Origin of the sequence: Mesoplasma photuris ATCC 49581 (genome assembly GCF_000702725.1) — a bacterium.
GTDB classification, from domain to species: domain Bacteria; phylum Bacillota_I; class Bacilli_A; order Mycoplasmatales; family Mycoplasmataceae; genus Tullyiplasma; species Tullyiplasma photuris.
On record NZ_JNJI01000002.1, the window covers coordinates 105,835 to 123,714 of the forward strand.

The 17,880-nt window shown below is 29.9% G+C and carries 22 protein-coding genes; all 22 read right to left on the reverse strand.

From position 1 onward, the window contains the following. Nucleotides 1–81: 81 nt before the first annotated feature. The gene (locus T347_RS0100485; protein ID WP_031542152.1) at nucleotides 82–4,263 is read right to left on the reverse strand and encodes an FtsX-like permease family protein; all 4,182 of its coding nucleotides are present in this window, start codon (nucleotides 4,261–4,263) and stop codon (nucleotides 82–84) included. Nucleotides 4,264–4,455: 192 nt separating this feature from the next. After that, nucleotides 4,456–5,196, reverse strand: coding sequence for a tRNA pseudouridine(38-40) synthase TruA (gene truA, locus T347_RS0100490; RefSeq protein ID WP_031542154.1), 741 nt, complete (start codon nucleotides 5,194–5,196; stop codon nucleotides 4,456–4,458). 1 nt (nucleotide 5,197) lies between these two features. Further along, a complete protein-coding gene (locus T347_RS0100495; RefSeq protein WP_031542156.1) occupies nucleotides 5,198–6,178 on the reverse strand; it encodes an energy-coupling factor transporter transmembrane component T family protein in 981 nt (326 codons plus the stop codon). A gap of 8 nt (nucleotides 6,179–6,186) precedes the next feature. After that, complete coding sequence (locus T347_RS0100500; RefSeq protein ID WP_342665912.1) at nucleotides 6,187–7,029, reverse strand: energy-coupling factor transporter ATPase; 843 nt, start codon at nucleotides 7,027–7,029, stop codon at nucleotides 6,187–6,189. A gap of 305 nt (nucleotides 7,030–7,334) precedes the next feature. Beyond that, on the reverse strand, nucleotides 7,335–8,198 hold the full coding sequence (locus T347_RS0100505; protein WP_031542161.1) for an energy-coupling factor transporter ATPase: 864 nt from the start codon (nucleotides 8,196–8,198) through the stop codon (nucleotides 7,335–7,337). Nucleotides 8,199–8,769: 571 nt separating this feature from the next. Continuing rightward, nucleotides 8,770–9,129 (reverse strand): 50S ribosomal protein L17, encoded by a 360-nt coding sequence (gene rplQ, locus T347_RS0100510; protein WP_031542163.1) that lies wholly within the window; start codon nucleotides 9,127–9,129, stop codon nucleotides 8,770–8,772. Between the two features lie 23 nt (nucleotides 9,130–9,152). Beyond that, nucleotides 9,153–10,115 (reverse strand): DNA-directed RNA polymerase subunit alpha, encoded by a 963-nt coding sequence (locus tag T347_RS0100515; protein ID WP_031542166.1) that lies wholly within the window; start codon nucleotides 10,113–10,115, stop codon nucleotides 9,153–9,155. 3 nt (nucleotides 10,116–10,118) lie between these two features. Beyond that, nucleotides 10,119–10,502: a 30S ribosomal protein S11 gene (rpsK, locus tag T347_RS0100520; protein WP_031542168.1), complete on the reverse strand. Its 384-nt coding sequence runs from the start codon at nucleotides 10,500–10,502 to the stop codon at nucleotides 10,119–10,121. A gap of 20 nt (nucleotides 10,503–10,522) precedes the next feature. After that, a complete protein-coding gene (rpsM, locus tag T347_RS0100525; protein ID WP_031542171.1) occupies nucleotides 10,523–10,888 on the reverse strand; it encodes a 30S ribosomal protein S13 in 366 nt (121 codons plus the stop codon). Between the two features lie 71 nt (nucleotides 10,889–10,959). Then, nucleotides 10,960–11,073: a 50S ribosomal protein L36 gene (rpmJ, locus tag T347_RS0100530; RefSeq protein ID WP_031542174.1), complete on the reverse strand. Its 114-nt coding sequence runs from the start codon at nucleotides 11,071–11,073 to the stop codon at nucleotides 10,960–10,962. 67 nt (nucleotides 11,074–11,140) lie between these two features. Beyond that, nucleotides 11,141–11,368 (reverse strand): translation initiation factor IF-1, encoded by a 228-nt coding sequence (gene infA / locus T347_RS0100535; protein ID WP_031542176.1) that lies wholly within the window; start codon nucleotides 11,366–11,368, stop codon nucleotides 11,141–11,143. 15 nt (nucleotides 11,369–11,383) lie between these two features. After that, nucleotides 11,384–12,145: a type I methionyl aminopeptidase gene (map, locus tag T347_RS0100540; protein WP_031542178.1), complete on the reverse strand. Its 762-nt coding sequence runs from the start codon at nucleotides 12,143–12,145 to the stop codon at nucleotides 11,384–11,386. Beyond that, complete coding sequence (locus tag T347_RS0100545) at nucleotides 12,145–12,786, reverse strand: adenylate kinase (RefSeq protein WP_031542180.1); 642 nt, start codon at nucleotides 12,784–12,786, stop codon at nucleotides 12,145–12,147. The genes map and T347_RS0100545 overlap by 1 nt, the downstream gene beginning before the upstream one ends. A gap of 92 nt (nucleotides 12,787–12,878) precedes the next feature. Beyond that, on the reverse strand, nucleotides 12,879–14,318 hold the full coding sequence (secY, locus tag T347_RS0100550; protein ID WP_036228364.1) for a preprotein translocase subunit SecY: 1,440 nt from the start codon (nucleotides 14,316–14,318) through the stop codon (nucleotides 12,879–12,881). A gap of 2 nt (nucleotides 14,319–14,320) precedes the next feature. Then, on the reverse strand, nucleotides 14,321–14,758 hold the full coding sequence (gene rplO / locus T347_RS0100555; RefSeq protein ID WP_031542185.1) for a 50S ribosomal protein L15: 438 nt from the start codon (nucleotides 14,756–14,758) through the stop codon (nucleotides 14,321–14,323). Between the two features lie 19 nt (nucleotides 14,759–14,777). Next, complete coding sequence (rpsE, locus tag T347_RS0100560) at nucleotides 14,778–15,413, reverse strand: 30S ribosomal protein S5 (protein WP_031542187.1); 636 nt, start codon at nucleotides 15,411–15,413, stop codon at nucleotides 14,778–14,780. Nucleotides 15,414–15,432: 19 nt separating this feature from the next. Further along, the gene (rplR, locus tag T347_RS0100565; RefSeq protein WP_031542189.1) at nucleotides 15,433–15,780 is read right to left on the reverse strand and encodes a 50S ribosomal protein L18; all 348 of its coding nucleotides are present in this window, start codon (nucleotides 15,778–15,780) and stop codon (nucleotides 15,433–15,435) included. A gap of 27 nt (nucleotides 15,781–15,807) precedes the next feature. Continuing rightward, nucleotides 15,808–16,350, reverse strand: coding sequence for a 50S ribosomal protein L6 (rplF, locus tag T347_RS0100570; RefSeq protein WP_031542191.1), 543 nt, complete (start codon nucleotides 16,348–16,350; stop codon nucleotides 15,808–15,810). A gap of 19 nt (nucleotides 16,351–16,369) precedes the next feature. Then, complete coding sequence (rpsH, locus tag T347_RS0100575) at nucleotides 16,370–16,759, reverse strand: 30S ribosomal protein S8 (RefSeq protein ID WP_031542193.1); 390 nt, start codon at nucleotides 16,757–16,759, stop codon at nucleotides 16,370–16,372. 24 nt (nucleotides 16,760–16,783) lie between these two features. Beyond that, nucleotides 16,784–16,969, reverse strand: a complete 186-nt coding sequence (locus tag T347_RS0100580) for a type Z 30S ribosomal protein S14 (protein WP_031542194.1) — start codon at nucleotides 16,967–16,969, stop codon at nucleotides 16,784–16,786. A gap of 22 nt (nucleotides 16,970–16,991) precedes the next feature. Then, entirely contained in the window at nucleotides 16,992–17,534 is a 543-nt protein-coding gene (rplE, locus tag T347_RS0100585) for a 50S ribosomal protein L5 (protein ID WP_031542197.1), read from the reverse strand. A gap of 17 nt (nucleotides 17,535–17,551) precedes the next feature. Next, entirely contained in the window at nucleotides 17,552–17,875 is a 324-nt protein-coding gene (gene rplX / locus T347_RS0100590) for a 50S ribosomal protein L24 (RefSeq protein ID WP_031542199.1), read from the reverse strand. Nucleotides 17,876–17,880 lie beyond the last annotated feature (5 nt).

Sequence of the window (17,880 nt, forward strand, 5' to 3'; positions counted from 1 at the left end):
GCATATATATTATAAATAAAATTAAAAATTTATTCAATAATTACTTCTCAATAAATAAAAAAGGCATAAGCCTTTTTTAAATTAAATATCTCCGTCTTTTAGAGTTAATGTCGCATCAAGTTTAGCAATTGATCGGTAACCTACAATAATAGTAATTAAGTAAATTCCAACCACTGATAAAGCAACAGATGGTATTAATCAAATTGGTAAAGCTAGTGGCAATACCATAGATGAATATTGAGTCATTATTGCTATGATTCCATATAGAGAACCACCTCCACAAAATAGACCAAGAATAAAGGTAATTACAATTACGATTAAATACATTCCTAATACGTTTTTAGAAATATATCTATCACTATAACCAAGCACCTTCATTGTTGCAATGAAACGAGTATTATCTGAAATAATCAACGATGTCGTTAATAAGATAATTACAAAGGTAATTACAATGATCATCGCAATCAATAAGAATAATAAAGCATTAACAATATCTGACATTTGATTTAACATTTCTTTTGAAATTTGTATTGGTACAATTGTAGACATTGCCCCTTCTCCAATACCGTCATAAATACGTTTATCTGTAACAGTACCATTTAAACCAAGTGGAGTATAATCACCAAATTTTTGGTAAATTGAGAATGAGTTACTTAAATCTCCAACATCATCTTTGTTTGAATATTTATAGTTAAAAATTGGATAAGCATTATTAAATATTATGTCAATATTTTTAGCTGCAAGTGCAATTTCTTCATCTTCATTATTAATCATATCTCTTTTGAATTCATCATATGTCATTTTTGTAATGTCATTTTTCTTACCAATGAATGTATTAGAATCTTTACTAAATTCTTTCTTTTCAAATATATGACCAAATTGTTTTACAAATTGTTTTTCTCAGAAGAAATCTTGCACATCATTATAAGAAAGTATTTCTTTAGCATCATCATTTTTAATTCAAGCTTGAAGTGTTCCATATCCATCATGAACTCCAATTACTTTGAATTTTTCATTATGAACATTATTTCCTACTTTTGTATCTCCTTTAAGAACAGAGTCGTAAAGTGGACCTGGGGAACTTCCTAAATCAACTAACGGTTTAATTCTTAAAGTTTTTCCATGATTATTTTTAACTGCGATGCTGTTAGTATCCATATCAGTGTACTGAATAAAATCTTGATCTGAAGAAACTTCACCTGGACCACCACTTCAATTTTCTAACTTAATTGCTGAAGCATTGTTTTTATCGGTTGAGTCTTGCATCTCTCTTTGAATAACATCTAAATCAACTTCATCGCCAACTGATAATTTAAGTTTTTTAGCAATTGATTGGTTAATAACAATCGCATTTTCTTCTTCTGATGTAAATAATTTTTCAATTAAATCATCACCTTTTTTAGATTCTAAATCTAAAAATTGATGAGTATTTTCAATCCCATAAATTTTAAATTCATTTCCATTAGCATCTTGAACATTGATTTTATTACCTAATTGTTCAAGTTCTTTATTAAATGGTGTTATTCCAAATGATTCGGTAAATGGTTTACCTTCTTCGAAAGCTTCCTTCATCGACTGTTTCATGAAGTAAGCAGCTCTTGAGTAACCTGCTTGAACAATTGCCTGATCGATTCTTTGACTATATAAAGTACCATATCAAGTTAATAGATACACCATGTATTTTTCAACTGTTTCAATATCAACTTCATCAATATTTACTTCAGAAAAGAAATCAGTTTCACTTTCAAGTGTATTCATTTCACCATCTAAAATTTTAAATGCTGGTAAGATAGACCCTTGTGTCGCGTCTTGTCCTGGTGTTAATTTAAATTTATAGTCGTCTTCTCATTTTAATTTTTGGATTGTTGGACTATTTCAACCATTTTCATTTTCCATAAATTCATTAAAGGCAATCTCTGCAATTTCAGGATTTTCATTAAATGAATTAATTTTTTCTTCTTTTGATGCATTTGGTTTGATTTCAGGACTAATGAAATCTCTTGTGATTGACATTCCAATTGTTGTTGAATAAACATTATAGAAATTTTGTAATAATTTGAATTGATATCTTAAAATTTCTTCTTCATTTGGATTAGCATTTCCTGGTATTACTGGTTTTTCCATAGAAAGTAGTAAAGTAACTAAATCTGGTCATTGTTGTTTTAACATCGCTCAACCAAAAGGATTTCCAGCAATAGCTAAACTTGACATGTATCTAAAGTAATCAACTGTTAATGTTTTACTGTAAGAATTTAAAACCTTCATATTTGATAACATCATTTCTCAACTATCCATATGATCAGGATCATTTTGAGTTAACTTAATTGAATAAAATTCATTTTGAATATTGTTGTTTAAATACGCATCTAAAATGTATTTATAATCATAATCACCTTTTTCATCCATTGGTAAAGCGGTTACAAATTTATGTTTGTCTGATCTTTTATAAATATCACCTTCTGGATTTTTTAAATCAGAATTAAATGTTTTTAAGAAACTGTATGGATTATTGTATGAAGGTTCATTATATTCCACAACTTGCTTATACTTTATACCTGTGTATGATTTTATTTTGTTGATATTCATAATATTTGGTGCTGAATAAGCAACAGTCATCATAATTGTTGCACCAAAAACAACAATTCCAACACCAAACATTTTTCCACTAGCACCTAATAAAAGTGCTGTTCTCATTTTTGAATCAAATGAGTTTCTAACTTTATGTGATTTTACTCACATACCAAATTTTGAAATTTTCATTTTTTTATTAGCTGATAAAAGTTCTAAGGTATTACCTTTTAAAATTAGGTATGCAATTAAGAATGTAATTGCTGATAAAACAAATCACATTAAAATGATTGCTGCTAAGAAACCTCAAGTATCAAATCTTCATGCTTGCATATCAATAGAGAAATATGATTTAAACATATCCACGATTGCAAATTGAATAGCCTGAGCAATTGCATATCCTGAAATACCACCAACAATTGCGGTAAATACTGGTGTCATCACATAACTTAAAATTAATTTACGTTTTCTGTAACCAAGTGCACGCATTGTTCCGATTTGTCCACGTGTTTTTTCAATTTGCTTTCTTGTCATAATTCCGGCAGTGTATAAACTTACCACCAATAACGATAACAAAATTACTGCAGCAATTAATTCATAAGTAATGATTACATCTTCAAGATTTTGTGTTCTTCCGCTAAGCGCATAATCTGCATCTCCAATTGCAAAGAAAAGTTTAGTGCTAATATCTTGTTTATTAAGCATTTTTTTGAAATCTTCATTGATTCTCGCCATATCAGCATCACTTGGAATTTCTCCATTTTTAGTTTTTAAAGAATAGTAAGATTCCATTTCGCTAGTTGATGAAACTAATAACTTTGTTTTAGTTGCATCATAGTAATAAAGACCTTTGCTATCTTCTCTTTGAAATAAACCAAGTGCTGATGGATCAACATAAATTAATCCCTCTTTTTTTCTATTAGGCATTGGTGAGTTAGCATTTATAATTGGCATTGTTAAATCAGCTGAGTTACCAAAACCTACAACTTGATATCAATCAAATTGTTTATAAACTTTTTGATAAATTCCAGCCGGATCATCTAATCCTTCTTCTAACATTGATTCGATTTGTTGAAATTGAGCTTCTGAGGTATTAGTGTTTTCTCTAGAAGCAACTAACATTTGATCACCTAAAATATCATTTTGAAATCTAATGATATCTCCGATTTCAATATTATTTTTTTCTGCGAAAGTAGCATCGATCACAGCTTGTCTATTTGATTCAATGTCATGACCATTAGAAATAATTAATTTATCAACAGCTTCACTCTTTTTAGAAGTTGTTTTAGCAACGGCTCTTAAAGTCATTTGTTCATCATTATGAATAACTTGAGTGAACTCTCTCATCTCAGTTCTTGATCAATCAAAATCTAAAACATCATTTCTATTAAAGTAATTTTCTTCTAAAGTATAAACTCAATGTTGTTGAGCCTCGATTTGATTAACTGGAATATTAGAATTTTCATCTTCTCCCGCGGGAACACTATCACGAGGATTTAAATTTAAAATAATGTTGTGTTGATTAGAACTTTTCTTAAGAGACTCGTGTTGTTCAATAACACGAGCATTAAGTGCGGTCATCAAAGAAAGAACAACTGCCAACAAGGTTACTAGTAGTGTTAGACCTAGAAGTTGGGCTTTGTTTTTAAAAGTGTTTTTAAAAGAATTTTTTAAAATTAAAAATATACTTCTCATATGACTTTCTCCATTTGATATATTTTATCATTTTTAAATAAAAAAACACCTATTTAGGTGTTAGGGAATTTAAATTAATACTCTCATATTGACGATGTATCTCTTCTCGTTTTTGACTTATACAAGATCCCATAGTTTGTATCAGGTTATTAATAAGTGACATTGTTATCCCTTATTAATAATAATACATCATTAAAATGTAATATGTTGTAAAACTAATCCTTTCGAATCAATGACGATAGTTGATTTTTCACCAATACCATTCAACTTTTCTTTAATTTGTTCTATAGTAATTCTTTTGTTTTGTAAACAATGTAAAGATGCACCAACAATCATTCTAATTTGATATCTAATAAATGATTTCGCTTCAAAAATAATCTTTATTTTTGAATCTTGATCAATAACTTTAATAGAATCGATAGTTCTGATGGTGTTAATTGTTAATTGTTCATCTAAAGTTAGACCAGAAAAAAGCTTGAAGTCATGTTTACCAACAAATAAATTCAAAATATCTTGAAGTCTTTTTATATCAATTTTAAAATCTTTTAAATTAAGTTCAAATCTTTGATCAAAGATGTTTGTATTTCTATCGTTAATAGTATAAACGTATTGTTTTTGTTTTACGTTTCTAATACTAAAATCGTCATCTACAAAATCAATACTATTTAAAATGATATCACTGGGTAAAGCATTATTAATTGCTCTTTGAAATCTTGATAACTCTGGTTTAAATTCAATTTCTAATAACACTTTTTGATCAAGAGCATGTACTCCTGAATCTGTTTTAGAAGCACCCATCAATTTAAAATTGTTAGTTTTAGTAACTAAAGATATAGCTTTAGTTAACTCTCCTTGTATAGTTTTAACTTTGGGTTGAATTATTCAACCATTATAGTCTGTTCCATCATAACTTATACTTAATAATAATTTCATATTAATATAAAACTAATTGATCGATATATAGTGGTTTAACTCATGAAAGATCTGAAGACAAGTTTCCATAAACTATTCCCATAATTGCAATTGCTACAACAACTATGAAGATTGAAAAATCTACTCATGAGAATTTGAATCTAACAAAACGAGTTCTTGGTGCGTGTGGATCATATCCTCTAGCATCCATTGCATAAGCTAAATCTTCTGCTTTTTGGAAAGAAGAAACTAATAAGGGAATAATCAATGAAGTGATTCCTTTTGCTTTATCCTTTGTTTTACCATTTTTCATATCAATCCCTCTTGAAGATTGAGCTTTCATAATTCTTCCAGCTTCATCAATTAAAGTAGGAATCATTCTTAAAGCGATTGAAATAATCATTGATAAAATATAAACCGGTATTTTAATAACTTTTAATGGTCATAACAAATCTTCAATAGCTAAAGTTAATTGTAATGGTTGAGTTGTTCCTGTTAATATAGAAGTTAACATAATCATTAGATAAATTCTTCAAGACATTAACAATGCACTATAAACGGCCTTTTCTGAAAATCAGAATGGTCCTAACTTAGCAAATTTACCAATTGATTGGAATCCATCTTCGGCTCCAACCAAACTATCAATTCCTAATTTGATTTCTCCGTTTGTTCCATCAAATCAAGCAAACTCTTTATAAAATTCTGGATTGTTTTTTAAAGCATCAAAAGCAGCAGAGCTTGGATGCATTACAAAAACATTAATTCCTAAAATTACGATAAAAATAAATAATACCGGTCAAATTAAACTAGTAAGCATTCTTCAATTTAATTTTGACATTACAAATAATGTTCCAACTGTTGCTGTCATAAAAATATAACCAGTAAATCCTATTGGAAAAAATATAGCAACAATAAGTAAAATTATCATAGCCAATTTAAATCTTGGGTCCATTCTGTGGATTACAGAATTTTTCGGAATGTATCTTCCAAATGTAACTCTCATATTGCCTCCTATTTTCTATTTTTAAATGCAACAGCAAATTCTTCAACTGTTCTAATTTCTTGCCCTAATAAATCAATACCTTTATCTTTTAATAGATACATTAATCTAAATAATTTCGGTGGTTCAATTTCTATTTTTTCTAATAATTGTCTATTAGAAAAAATTTCAAATGGAGTTCCTTTATCAATTAATTTACCTTCATGCATAACTACAACTTGATCAGCGATTTTTAAAACTTGATCCATGTTGTGGGTAACCATAATAATACGTTTATTTTTTTCTTTATTTAGCTTTTTGAACAATCTCATAAAGTCTTCTTCACCTTTAGGGTCTAGACCACCAGTTGGTTCATCTAAAACTAAAGTGTTTCCATCCATTGCAATAATACCAGCGATTGCAACACGACGTTTTTGACCACCAGATAATTCAAATGGAGATCTAGTTAAGTAATCGGCTGGCAATTCAACCAATTTCAATAACTCTGGTACTGATTTAATAGCATTTTCTTTGTTTCCACCCATATTTATTGGACCAAATGAAATATCTTTTTCAACTGTATCTCTAAATAACTGATATTCAGGGAATTGGAAAACTAAACCAATTTCTTTTCTTAGTTTTTTAACATTAGGAATTTTTTTAATTCCTGCAGGAATTTGATAATCACCAATTTTTGTTCTACCTGTTTCAGATATTAATAAACCATTTGTTAATTGAATCATTGTTGATTTACCTGAACCGGTTGTCCCAATTACACAAGTGATTTTTCCTTTTTCTAAAACTAAATCAGCATTATCAAGAGCTCTAAATTCAAATGGTGAGTTTTTTGAATATGTGTATGAAACATTTTCCATAACAATATCACCTGTAAAATCAAATTCTTTTTTTGCTTTAAGATCTTTCTTCAATTCTTTTAAGTAACTTTTTTGAATTTGTTTATCTTTTTTTGCTTTAATCTTTTTTTCAATTTTTGCTTGCGCAATTTCTTCAGAAATAAAAGAACAATTTTCACTATAAGTTTTTGAAATTGAATTTATGATATCATTTCGTTCTTCTTTTGAAATTTTTCCATTTTCAAATTCAACTTTTGTGTTTTCTAAAACCTCTTTATAATTTTCTTTATTTTCTGCTAACATTTGTTTTAGTTTTTCAATTTTATTTATTTGCATAATTGATCCACCAACTCTTTCATATCTTTTGAATGATTAACTGTTATTCCTTGTTCAGCTAAAGCTTCTTCAACAGTTCCAACAAACGGAATATCTAACTTAATTGAACGTAAGAAGTCTTTATCTTTTAATACTTCTTCAGGAGTTCCTATTTGAACCATTTTTCCACCGTTCATAACAATTACTTTATCTGCATTTAGTATTTCATCCATATCATGAGTAATTGAAATAATTGTTTTATTACCTTGATTACGTAAATCAACCATAATCTCTTTAATTTCTCTATTACCTTTTGGATCTAACATACTTGTTGCTTCATCAAAAATTAAAATTTCTGGATTTAATGCTAATGCAGAAGCAATAGCAACTCTTTGTTTTTGACCACCAGATAAGTTTAATGGTTCTTTATCTAAGAAATTTTCCATACGTACTTTTTTAGCAGCTTCTAAAATAATTTCAGGCATTAAATGTGGTTCAACTCTTTTATTTTCTAAACCAAAAGCAATATCAGCTTGAACAGTTGAACCAATAAATTGATTATCGGGATTTTGAAAAACTATTCCTAAGAATTTTCTAATTTGATCTAAGTTATTTTTATGAACTTTATTACCGAAGATTTCATATGATCCTTCTTCTGGTTTTAAAACACCAATAAATATTTTTGATAATGTAGATTTACCTGAACCATTATGACCAATAATAGTTACGTATTCTCCATGTTTAATTTCAAAATTTACATTATTTAATGCGTAAGGAAAATCGGGAGCATATTTAAATGATAAATTAGAAACTTTAATTGCTATATCGTTATTTTTTTCTAACTTAATACCTCTACCTTTATCTTGAATAGAAATTTTAGATTCTTTCAAAAGTTGCTTTGCTTTTACAAAAGCATTAATTGCTTCTTCATCAATTTCAGCATTATTATTTTCACTTTTAACCATTTTGATAAGCTTCTTAGCATTTTCAAAATTTAAAACAAACGGATTAGAATTAGCAATTTTTGCAATTTCATTTTTTTGAAATGAAACTTCTGCTTTAATTTTTTTAACCTCGTCTTTTTCAACTTCTAATTTTGCATATTTTTCTTTTGCAATTGAAAGTTCAGCCTTGCTTTCAGCTAACTTGTGATGAAATTCATTAATTAATTTTTTATAATCATTTAAATCATTATCAGTTAAAGCTGTTTTATTATATTCTTCGATAATTTTCATAATAATACCCCAATCCTAAATATATTAATAGTTTATAATAATTATAAATAAGAAACAATAACAAACTCCTTTTAATAAATAAAAATAAAAGCAATTTTATTTAATAATTAACTTATAATCACCAAAAAAATAATATAAGTTTAGAAAATGACATTCCAAAAATTGAAATAAAAAAACGAGATGGTTTCTCGTTTTTTTATTTATGATAAAACTAAACTAGTTCAATGATAACGATTGGTGCGTTATCTCCTTTTCTGTTGTCTAGTTTAAGAATTCTTGTGTAACCACCGTTTCTTGTTTCGTATCTTTTAGCAATATCTGTGAATAATTTTTGTAAAGCATTTTCTTTATCTGAAATTTCGATATTTCTTAATCATGATGCTGCTTGACGTCTTGCGTGTAAATCACCACGTTTAGCCAAAGTAATCATATGATCAATATGTGTTCTTAACTCTTTTGCTCTTGCTTCAGTGATTTCTAATCTTTCTGAAATAATTAACTCAGTTGTTAAGTTACGCATTAATGCTTTTCTTCATGTGGTATTTTTACCTCTTTTTTGAATGTATGACATATATTGAGCCTCCTATTTTCTAATTAATATTGTTTAAATGATAAGTTCAATTGTGAAACTTTATCTTTAATTTCTTTTAATGATTTTTTACCTAAATTTCTAATTTCTTCAATTTCATCTTCTGTTTTAGAAACTAAATCACCTAATGTGTGGATTTGAGCACGTTTTAAACAGTTTAATGATCTTTGAGTAAATTCTAAATCTTCAACTTTTTTGTCTAATTCTTTATCAGAATCATCCGCTACACCAATTAAATCTAATTCATCGATTTCTTGGTTTAAATTAATGAAGAATTCTAAGTGAGAAGTTAATACTTTAGCAGCTGTTGCAATTGCATCTGTTGATGTAATTGAACCATCTGTTGTAACTTCAATGTTTAGTTTTTCTAAATCAATAGTTTTACCATTATTAATTGGTAAAACATTATAAGAAGCTTTAACTATCGGTGAATAATTTGAGTCAATTGTAATTGCTCCAACTTCAAGATTCTTTTCATTTTTGTTATCTTTAAATGATTTGTATCCTCTTGAGTTTTTAGCAAATAAAACTAAATCTAATACTCCACCTTCACTAATTGTAAGAATGTGTAATTCAGGATTTAGAACTTCTACTCCAGCAGGTAAAATTAAATCACCGGCTGTAATTGTTCCTACTGTTGTTGAATTAATTTTTAACTCAACAACTTCTTCATCTTTGTAAATATTAGCATCAACTTTTAATACTAATTGTTTGATATTTAAAATAATACGTGAAACGTTTTCAACAATACCATTGATTGATGTAAATTCGTGTGCTGCACCTGCAATTTTAATTGCAAAAACTGCCGCTCCAGGAGTTGCTGCTAAAAGTGTTCTTCTAATTGCATTTCCTAAAGTAATTCCGAACCCTCTTTCAAGTGGTTGAATTTCGAACATGCTGTATGTTCCGTTTGTATTGTTATCACCTTTATTTAATAAAGTGAATTCTGGTCTCATAAATTGTTTCATATACTAACCTCTTGGGCGTTTTCTTGGACGCACTCCGTTATGTGGTATTGGTGTTGTATCTTTAATAGATGTAATTTCCAATCCTGCCATTTGTAATGCTCTAACAGCAGCATCACGTCCTGGACCTGGACCCTTAACATCTACAGAAACAGTTTTAACCCCATTATCAATAGCACCTTTTACTGCTGCTTCTGAAATTAATTGAGCAGCATAAGGTGTTGATTTTTTAGAACCTTTAAATCCTAATGCACCAGCACTTGATCATGATAGTACATTTCCTTTTTCATCACTAATTGTAACAATTGTATTGTTAAAAGTAGCATGAATGTGGGCGATACCCTTAGGAATATTTTTTTTGATTCTTTTTTTGCTTGTTGGTTTTGCCATAATCTATATTCTCCTTTTAACTATTTTTTCTTGTTTGCTACAGTTTTTCTTGGACCTTTAATTGTTCTTGCATTTGTTTTTGAAGATTGTCCTCTTACTGGAAGACCTTTACGGTGTCTTAAACCTCTGTAACTTCCAATTTCCATTAAACGTTTAATGTTTAATGATACTTCTCTACGTAATTCACCTTCAGTTTTTACTGAAGCTAATTCTGTAGAGATAGCTTTAATTTGTTCTTCTGTTAAATCTTTAACACGAACATCTTCACTAATATTTAATTTAGCTAAGATTGTTTTAGATGTTGTTAAACCTACACCATATATGTAAGTTAAAGAAATAACAACTCTTTTATTGTTTGGTATTTCTACTCCGCTAATACGAGCCATATTACGTATCCCTTCTATTAAAATATTGAATATTTTAATCTATAAATTTATATGATTTTTAATTAAACTAATTAACCTTGTCTTTGTTTATGCTTTGGTTGAGCACAAATAATCATTACGCGGCCTTTACGTCTAATAACGCGACAGTTGTCACAAATCTTTTTGACTGATGATCTAACTTTCATCATGAACCTCCGTATTTCTTTTGCTTTTTAAGCAATATGTAGGTTTATCCTACTTTAATTACTTAAACTATTTTTTATTAATAGTTCTATAAGTAATTCTTCCACGTGTCATATCGTATGGTGATATCACAACTGTTACCTTATCTCCAGGTAAGATGCGAATGTAATGCATTCGGATTTTACCTGACACGTGTGCATCGATAACTATGTCGTTTTCTAGTCGAACTTTAAATTGCGCATTTGGCAATACTTCTTCAACTATACCTTCAAATTCCATTTCTGCTTCTTTAGCCATATTTTCTTTCCTCCCTTAACCTTTATAACGAGTTAAAACTTCGCTGCCAGTCTCAGTAACCAAGATAGTATGTTCAAAGTGAGCAGCCATACTGTTGTCAGCTGAAAGAACTGTTCATTTGTCTTTATCAAGTTTGGTTTTGTGAGTTCCGATTTGAACCATTGGTTCAATCGCAATCACCATTCCTGCTTGTAGACGCATTCCAGTATCAGGTTTTCCATAATTTGGAATATATGGTTCTTCATGCATTTCTGCACCAATACCATGACCTGTATAATCTCTGGGCACACCAAATCCATGAGATTCAGCATGTTGTTGAATTGCAGCACCAATAGTACCAATTCTAACCCCCGGCTTCACTAAATTAATAGCAATTTCTAGAGACTCTTCAACGACTTCTAATAGTATATCATATTTTTTATCTTTTGTGTTACCACAAATCTTAGTAAATGCTGAATCTGCATGTCATCCTTCGTATGAACATCCTGTGTCGATTGAGACAATATCACCATCTTGAATAATTCTATTTTGAGGAATTCCATGAACTAATTGATCATTAATTGAAATACAAATATGTTTTGGAAATGGTGGATTTCCATAATCTTTAAAATTTGATTTACAATTTTTAGATTCAATGAATTCAATAAAGGCTTTATCAAGATCTAGACAATTAACACCAACTTGTGCCATTTCCTTTAACATATGAATTGCTTCAGATAAAACTCTTCCAGCAACGCGCATTTTTTCAATTTGTTCTGGAGTTTTTATTGTAACCATTATTTATTTAATCCTTTTTTAATTACTGCAAAAATTGAATCAACATCCATGTCCGTTGCTTTAATATGGATAAACCCTGGTCTTGAAGAATAAAAATCAATTAATGGTTTTGTATCAGCTTCATATGTTTCTAATCTAACCAAAACTTTAGCTGGTTCATCATCTGGACGTCTTTCTAATTTAGTTCCATCAAAATCACAGATTCCATCAACTTTTGGTTTTCTATTTGTTAAATGGAAAGAAGCTTTACATTTAGGACAAATCATTCTTCCAGCAATTCGATCTAAAAGAATTTCTTTATCAACGTCAATAAATAAAATGTAATCAATTTTAGAGTTTAAATTAGTTAGCATTTCTTCTAAAGCTATTGCCTGATTTAAAGTTCTTGGGTATCCATCAAAAATTAATTGATCACTTTGAGTTTTTAAACCTTCATTAACAATACCGTTTGTTAAATCATCGGGAACTAAATTTCCTTCATTCATGTATGAAGCTGCTAATACTCCCAATTTTGTTTGATTAGAAATTTCTTTTCTAAATAAATCTCCAGTTGAAAATTGGATAAAATCTAATTCTTTTACTAATTTTTCAGCTTGAGTACCTTTTCCTGAGCCTGGTGCTCCCAATAACATAATGTTCATAATAATATTTCCTCTCATAAAATATATATACTTATATTTTAACATTTTTTAATTTTGATTAAAGTCAATAAAAAAAGAACCCCAAGGTTCTTTTATCAAATATGTGATGGCTTTTTGTTATTTTTTTCTTCAGTGAATTTTTCTTTTTTAACATCAATAAATTTTTGTTGAATAACTCGACCTTTTAATTGTTGAACTGTTTGAATAGCTACAGAAATACAGATAATTAAACCTGTTCCACCAATCGCTAAGTTTGATGGTAAATCTGTTAATTTGGAAATCACATATGGTAATACTGCGATTCCTGCTAAAAATACCGAACCTAAAATCGAAAGTCGATTAATTGTTCCTACTAAGAATTTAGTTGTGTCTTTTCCAGGTTTAATTCCTGGTACGAAAGTTCCAGATTTTTGGAAGTTTTCTGAGATTTTTTCAGGGTTGATTTGAACTTGAGCATATAAGAATGTAAATAGTATAATTACTACCCCATAGATTCCAATTCCTCATCACGTATCAAATGATAGGAACGTGTCTGTGAATCAGACAAATCCTGAACCTGGATTTGTAACGGCAACAATTTGAGAAATTGTTACTGGAGTCGAAATAATTGCTGAAGCAAAGATTACTGGAATAACCCCGGCATTATTGATTTTCAGCGGTAGATATGGGGTGTGATCTTTTGAATCGACCAGACCTGATCCAGTTTGCTGAATTGGAATTTTACGTTCTGCTTCGTTCATAACAACAACACAGAAAATAACAAAGAAGAATACTAAAATATAGATACCAAATTTCAGTAATCCGTCAAATAAAATATTTGCTTCTTCTCCATTTGAAATTCATCATTGACCTGTTGCTTTGAAGTTTGCTGGCATTGTTGTAATAATACCAATAAAGATAATAATTGAAACACCATTTCCAATTCCTCTAGTTGTAATTTGGTCAGCAATTCATAACATTAAGAATGAACCAGCTAACATAATCAACGGAACTAAGATGTAGTAAAATGCAGGACCAGATAAAGCATCTGAATCTCCTCATTTTGGTTCAATTAAACCTTGTGATTGCAATGTAAAGATTGTTGCCTCTCCTTGCATTACTGCAAATGGTATTAATAAAACTTTTGTTAACTTATCAAGTTTTTTTCTTCCACGTTCACCAGATTTTGATCATCTAGATAATACAGGAATAACATCTGTTGACAATAATTGAACAATAATTGAGGCTGTAATATACGGAGATACTCCTAAAGCTAATATAGAAAACTTACCGATGCTACCTCCCCCTAATGTTGAAAGTAGTTGGAAGAATTGAATATCACCAACTTCACTTGTAAAATCTTCACTTATTATAACCCCAGGTACTGTTAAATAAGTACCTAGTCTGATAACCACTAACACACATAAAGTAAAAACGATTCGAAGAATTAAGTCCTTATTTTTAATAAAGAAATTTACCCTTTCAAAATCGTTTTTAGTATTGGGTTTTTTAGTGATAACAGACTTACTTTTTTTAGTAAGTTGTTTTTTCATCACTATAATTCCTCTGCTGTTCCCCCAACCTTTTCAATAGCTGCTTTAGCTGATTGAGAGATTTTATTAACTTTAACGTTAACTTTTTTTGTTAATGTTCCATTTGCTAAAACTTTAACTAGTTGTTTTTCTGATTTAATTACTTTTGCTTCGATTAAAGTTTTGTGATCAACTGTTGCTAATCCCATTTTTTCTAAATCGTTTAAGTTAATTAAAACAAATTCTTTTTGGTTTCTAGAAGTAAAACCAATTTTTGGTAATCTTCTGTATAAAGGAGTTTGACCCCCTTCAAAACCTGGACGTACTCCTCCACCTGAACGTGAGTTTTGTCCTTTGTGACCTCTAGTAGAAGTTTTACCTTTTCCAGAAGCCATTCCTCTACCTACACGTGTAGCATCTTTTTTACTACCTTCAGTATATTGTAATTCATGTAATTTCATTAAATGTATGACTCCTTTCTTAAGCTACTTTAGCTTCTTCTACTTTTTTTGGTGCAACTTTTTTAGCTGGTTTTGAAAATCTTAATTGTTGAATTTTCGCAGCTGATGACATATTTTCAAATCCGTCAAACATCGCTCTAATCATATTGATTGGGTTGTTGCTTCCTAAAGATTTAACATAAATATCACCAATACCTGCTAATTTAGTTACAACACGAGCAGGTCCTCCAGCAATAACTCCTGTTCCTTCTTTAGCAGGCTTAATTAAAACCTTACCTGCACCGAATGAACCGATAATTTCGTGGGGAACTGTTGTTCCTCTCATTGGAACTGAAATTAAGTTTTTACGAGCTTCTTTAACAGCTTTCTTAATTGCTTCAGGAACTTCGTTTGCTTTTCCTGTTCCCATTCCAACTTGTCCAGCACCATTTCCCACAACAACTACTGCTGCGAAACGGAAGTGACGTCCACCTTTTGTTACTTTTGTAACACGACGAATAGCAATAACAGTTTCTTCGAAATCATCTTTAACTCTTTCGAATTTTTTTCCGTTATTTCTTGGTTTAGCATTTTTTCTGTCAAATTGTTTTTTTTCTGTTGGTTGAGCAGCTGTTTCTACTGTAGCTTCAACTGTTGTTTTGTTTTCTGTAGTCATATTTTTTCCGCCCCTCCTCTTAGAATTTCAATCCTGCTTCTCTTGCTTTGTCAGCGAAAGCTTTTACTTTACCATGGTATAAGTATCCACCACGATCGAAGACAACTTCTGAGATATTTTTTGATAATGCTAATTTTGCAATTTCTTCAGCTACTTTTTCAGCAGCTTCAATATTACCTTTGTTTCCTGATAATTTTAATGTTGATGCTGAAACTAATGTAGTTCCAGTTGTATCATCAATAATTTGAGCATAAAAGTTTGTATTAGATTTGAACACGTTTAATCTTGGTCTAGAAGTAGTTCCAGAAATTTTATTTCTTACTCTATAGTGTCTTCTCTTACGTGATTCTGCTTTAGTAAATTTCATAATTATTTCCTATATAAAGCGGTTGGCTTATTTACCAGCTGCTTTCCCTTCTTTTCTAATAATGTGTTCATCTTTATAACGTACACCTTTACCTTTGTATGGTTCTGGTTTTCTGTATGCTCTAATGTTTGCTGCAACTTCTCCAACCAATTGTTTATCAATACCTGTGATAATCAATTCTGTTGGTTTTGGTGCTTCTACTGTAATTCCTTCAGGAATTTCGTAGTTTACTGGGTGTGAGAAACCTAATGAAAGGTTAATAACGCTTCCATTGATTGCGGCTTTGTACCCAACCCCGATGATTGATAATTCTTTTTTGAAACCTTCACTTACACCTGTTAACATTCCTTGTAATAAAGAGTTTGTTGTTCCGTGTAATTGTTTTGTATGTTTAACTTCGTTTGCTCTTACTGTAGTTAAATTTCCTTCTTCTTGAGAAATTTTAATTACATCTGCGAATTTCTTTGTTAAAGTTCCTTTTGGTCCTTTAACTGTTACTGTGTTATCTGCTGCGATTGTGATCTCAACACCTGCAGGGATTGCTAAAATTCTGTTTCCTATACGTGACATATTTTCTTCCTCCCCTATCCTATCAGATGAATGCTAACACTTCTCCACCCGCTTGGGCTTTACGTGCTTGCTTATCTGTCATGATTCCTTTTGATGTTGATACGATTGCGATTCCTAATCCATTTAATACTTGTGGGATTTCATTTGCCGGTGCATAAACTCTTAAACCTGGTTTTGAGATTTTTTTAAGTCCTTGAATTACTCTTGTTTTACCTTGATATTTTAATTCGATAGTGATAGTTTTTTTAACATCTCCATCAATTGAGAATTCTGAAATGAATCCTTCTTCTTTTAAGATACGTGCTATCTCGATTTTCATTTTGCTTGACGGCATTGATACTGTTTTTAAATATCTTTGGTTAGCATTACGAATACGAGTAAGCATATCTGCGATTACGTCTGTTGTCATATTTTCTATTTCCTTTTCTATAAATTATCAAGATGCTTTTCTAATTCCAGGGATTTGACCTTCGTATGCAAATTTTCTAAAGCATAAACGACAAATTCCAAATTTTTTAAGCACGGCATGTGGTCTTCCACAGTGATTACAACGTGTGTAATTTCTAACACCAAATTTTTGGTGTTTAGCTTGTTTTACTTTTAATGATTTTTTAGCCATTGTATTTTCCTATCCCCCTGTATTATTTTTGGAAAGGCATTCCCATTTTATTTAATAATGCGAATGCTTCATCGTTTGTTTTTGCAGTAGTAACAATTGTGATATCCATACCACGAAGTTTTTGAACTTTATCATAATCGATTTCAGGGAAAATGATTTGTTCTTTGATTCCTAATGTGTAGTTACCAAATCCATCAAATGATGTTGTTGATACTCCACGGAAGTCACGCACACGTGGTAAAGCTACGTTTGTTAAACGGTCTAAGAAATCATACATTCTTTTCCCTCTTAAAGTAACTTTAGCCCCAATTGGCATTCCTTCTCTTAATTTAAATACAGCTAAAGATTTTTTAGCTTTTGTAATTAAAGGCTTTTGTCCAGCGATTAATTCCATTTCAGCAACAGCCATATCTAATTTCTTAGTGTCTGTTGTTGCGTCTCCAACTCCCATATTAATTACAATTTTTGTAATTTTTGGAACTTGCATTACTGATTTATATTGTTGCTCTTTAAATAAAGCAGGAACAACTTCAGTAGTATATTTATTTTCTAATCTTGATTTCATATTCTCATCGTTCCCTTCTATTTACCTTTAATAGCTGTGTTAGATTTTTTAGCAATTCTAACTTTTTTACCATCAGTAATTGTGTATGCAATTCTTGTTGTTGATTCTTTTTCTTTTGGATCTTGAATCGCAACGTTTGATGCATCGATTTTTGCTGGAATTTCTTTAATTCCACCTTCTGTTTCAGTTTGTGAAGGTTTAACGTGTTTTAAAACATTAACTCCTTGAACTGAAACAGTTTTTTTATCTTTTGATATTCAAATAATTGGTCCTATGTTTCCTTTGTGAGAACCAGCGATAACTTTAACCACGTCACCTTTTAAGATTTTTGATTTTTTCATTCTAG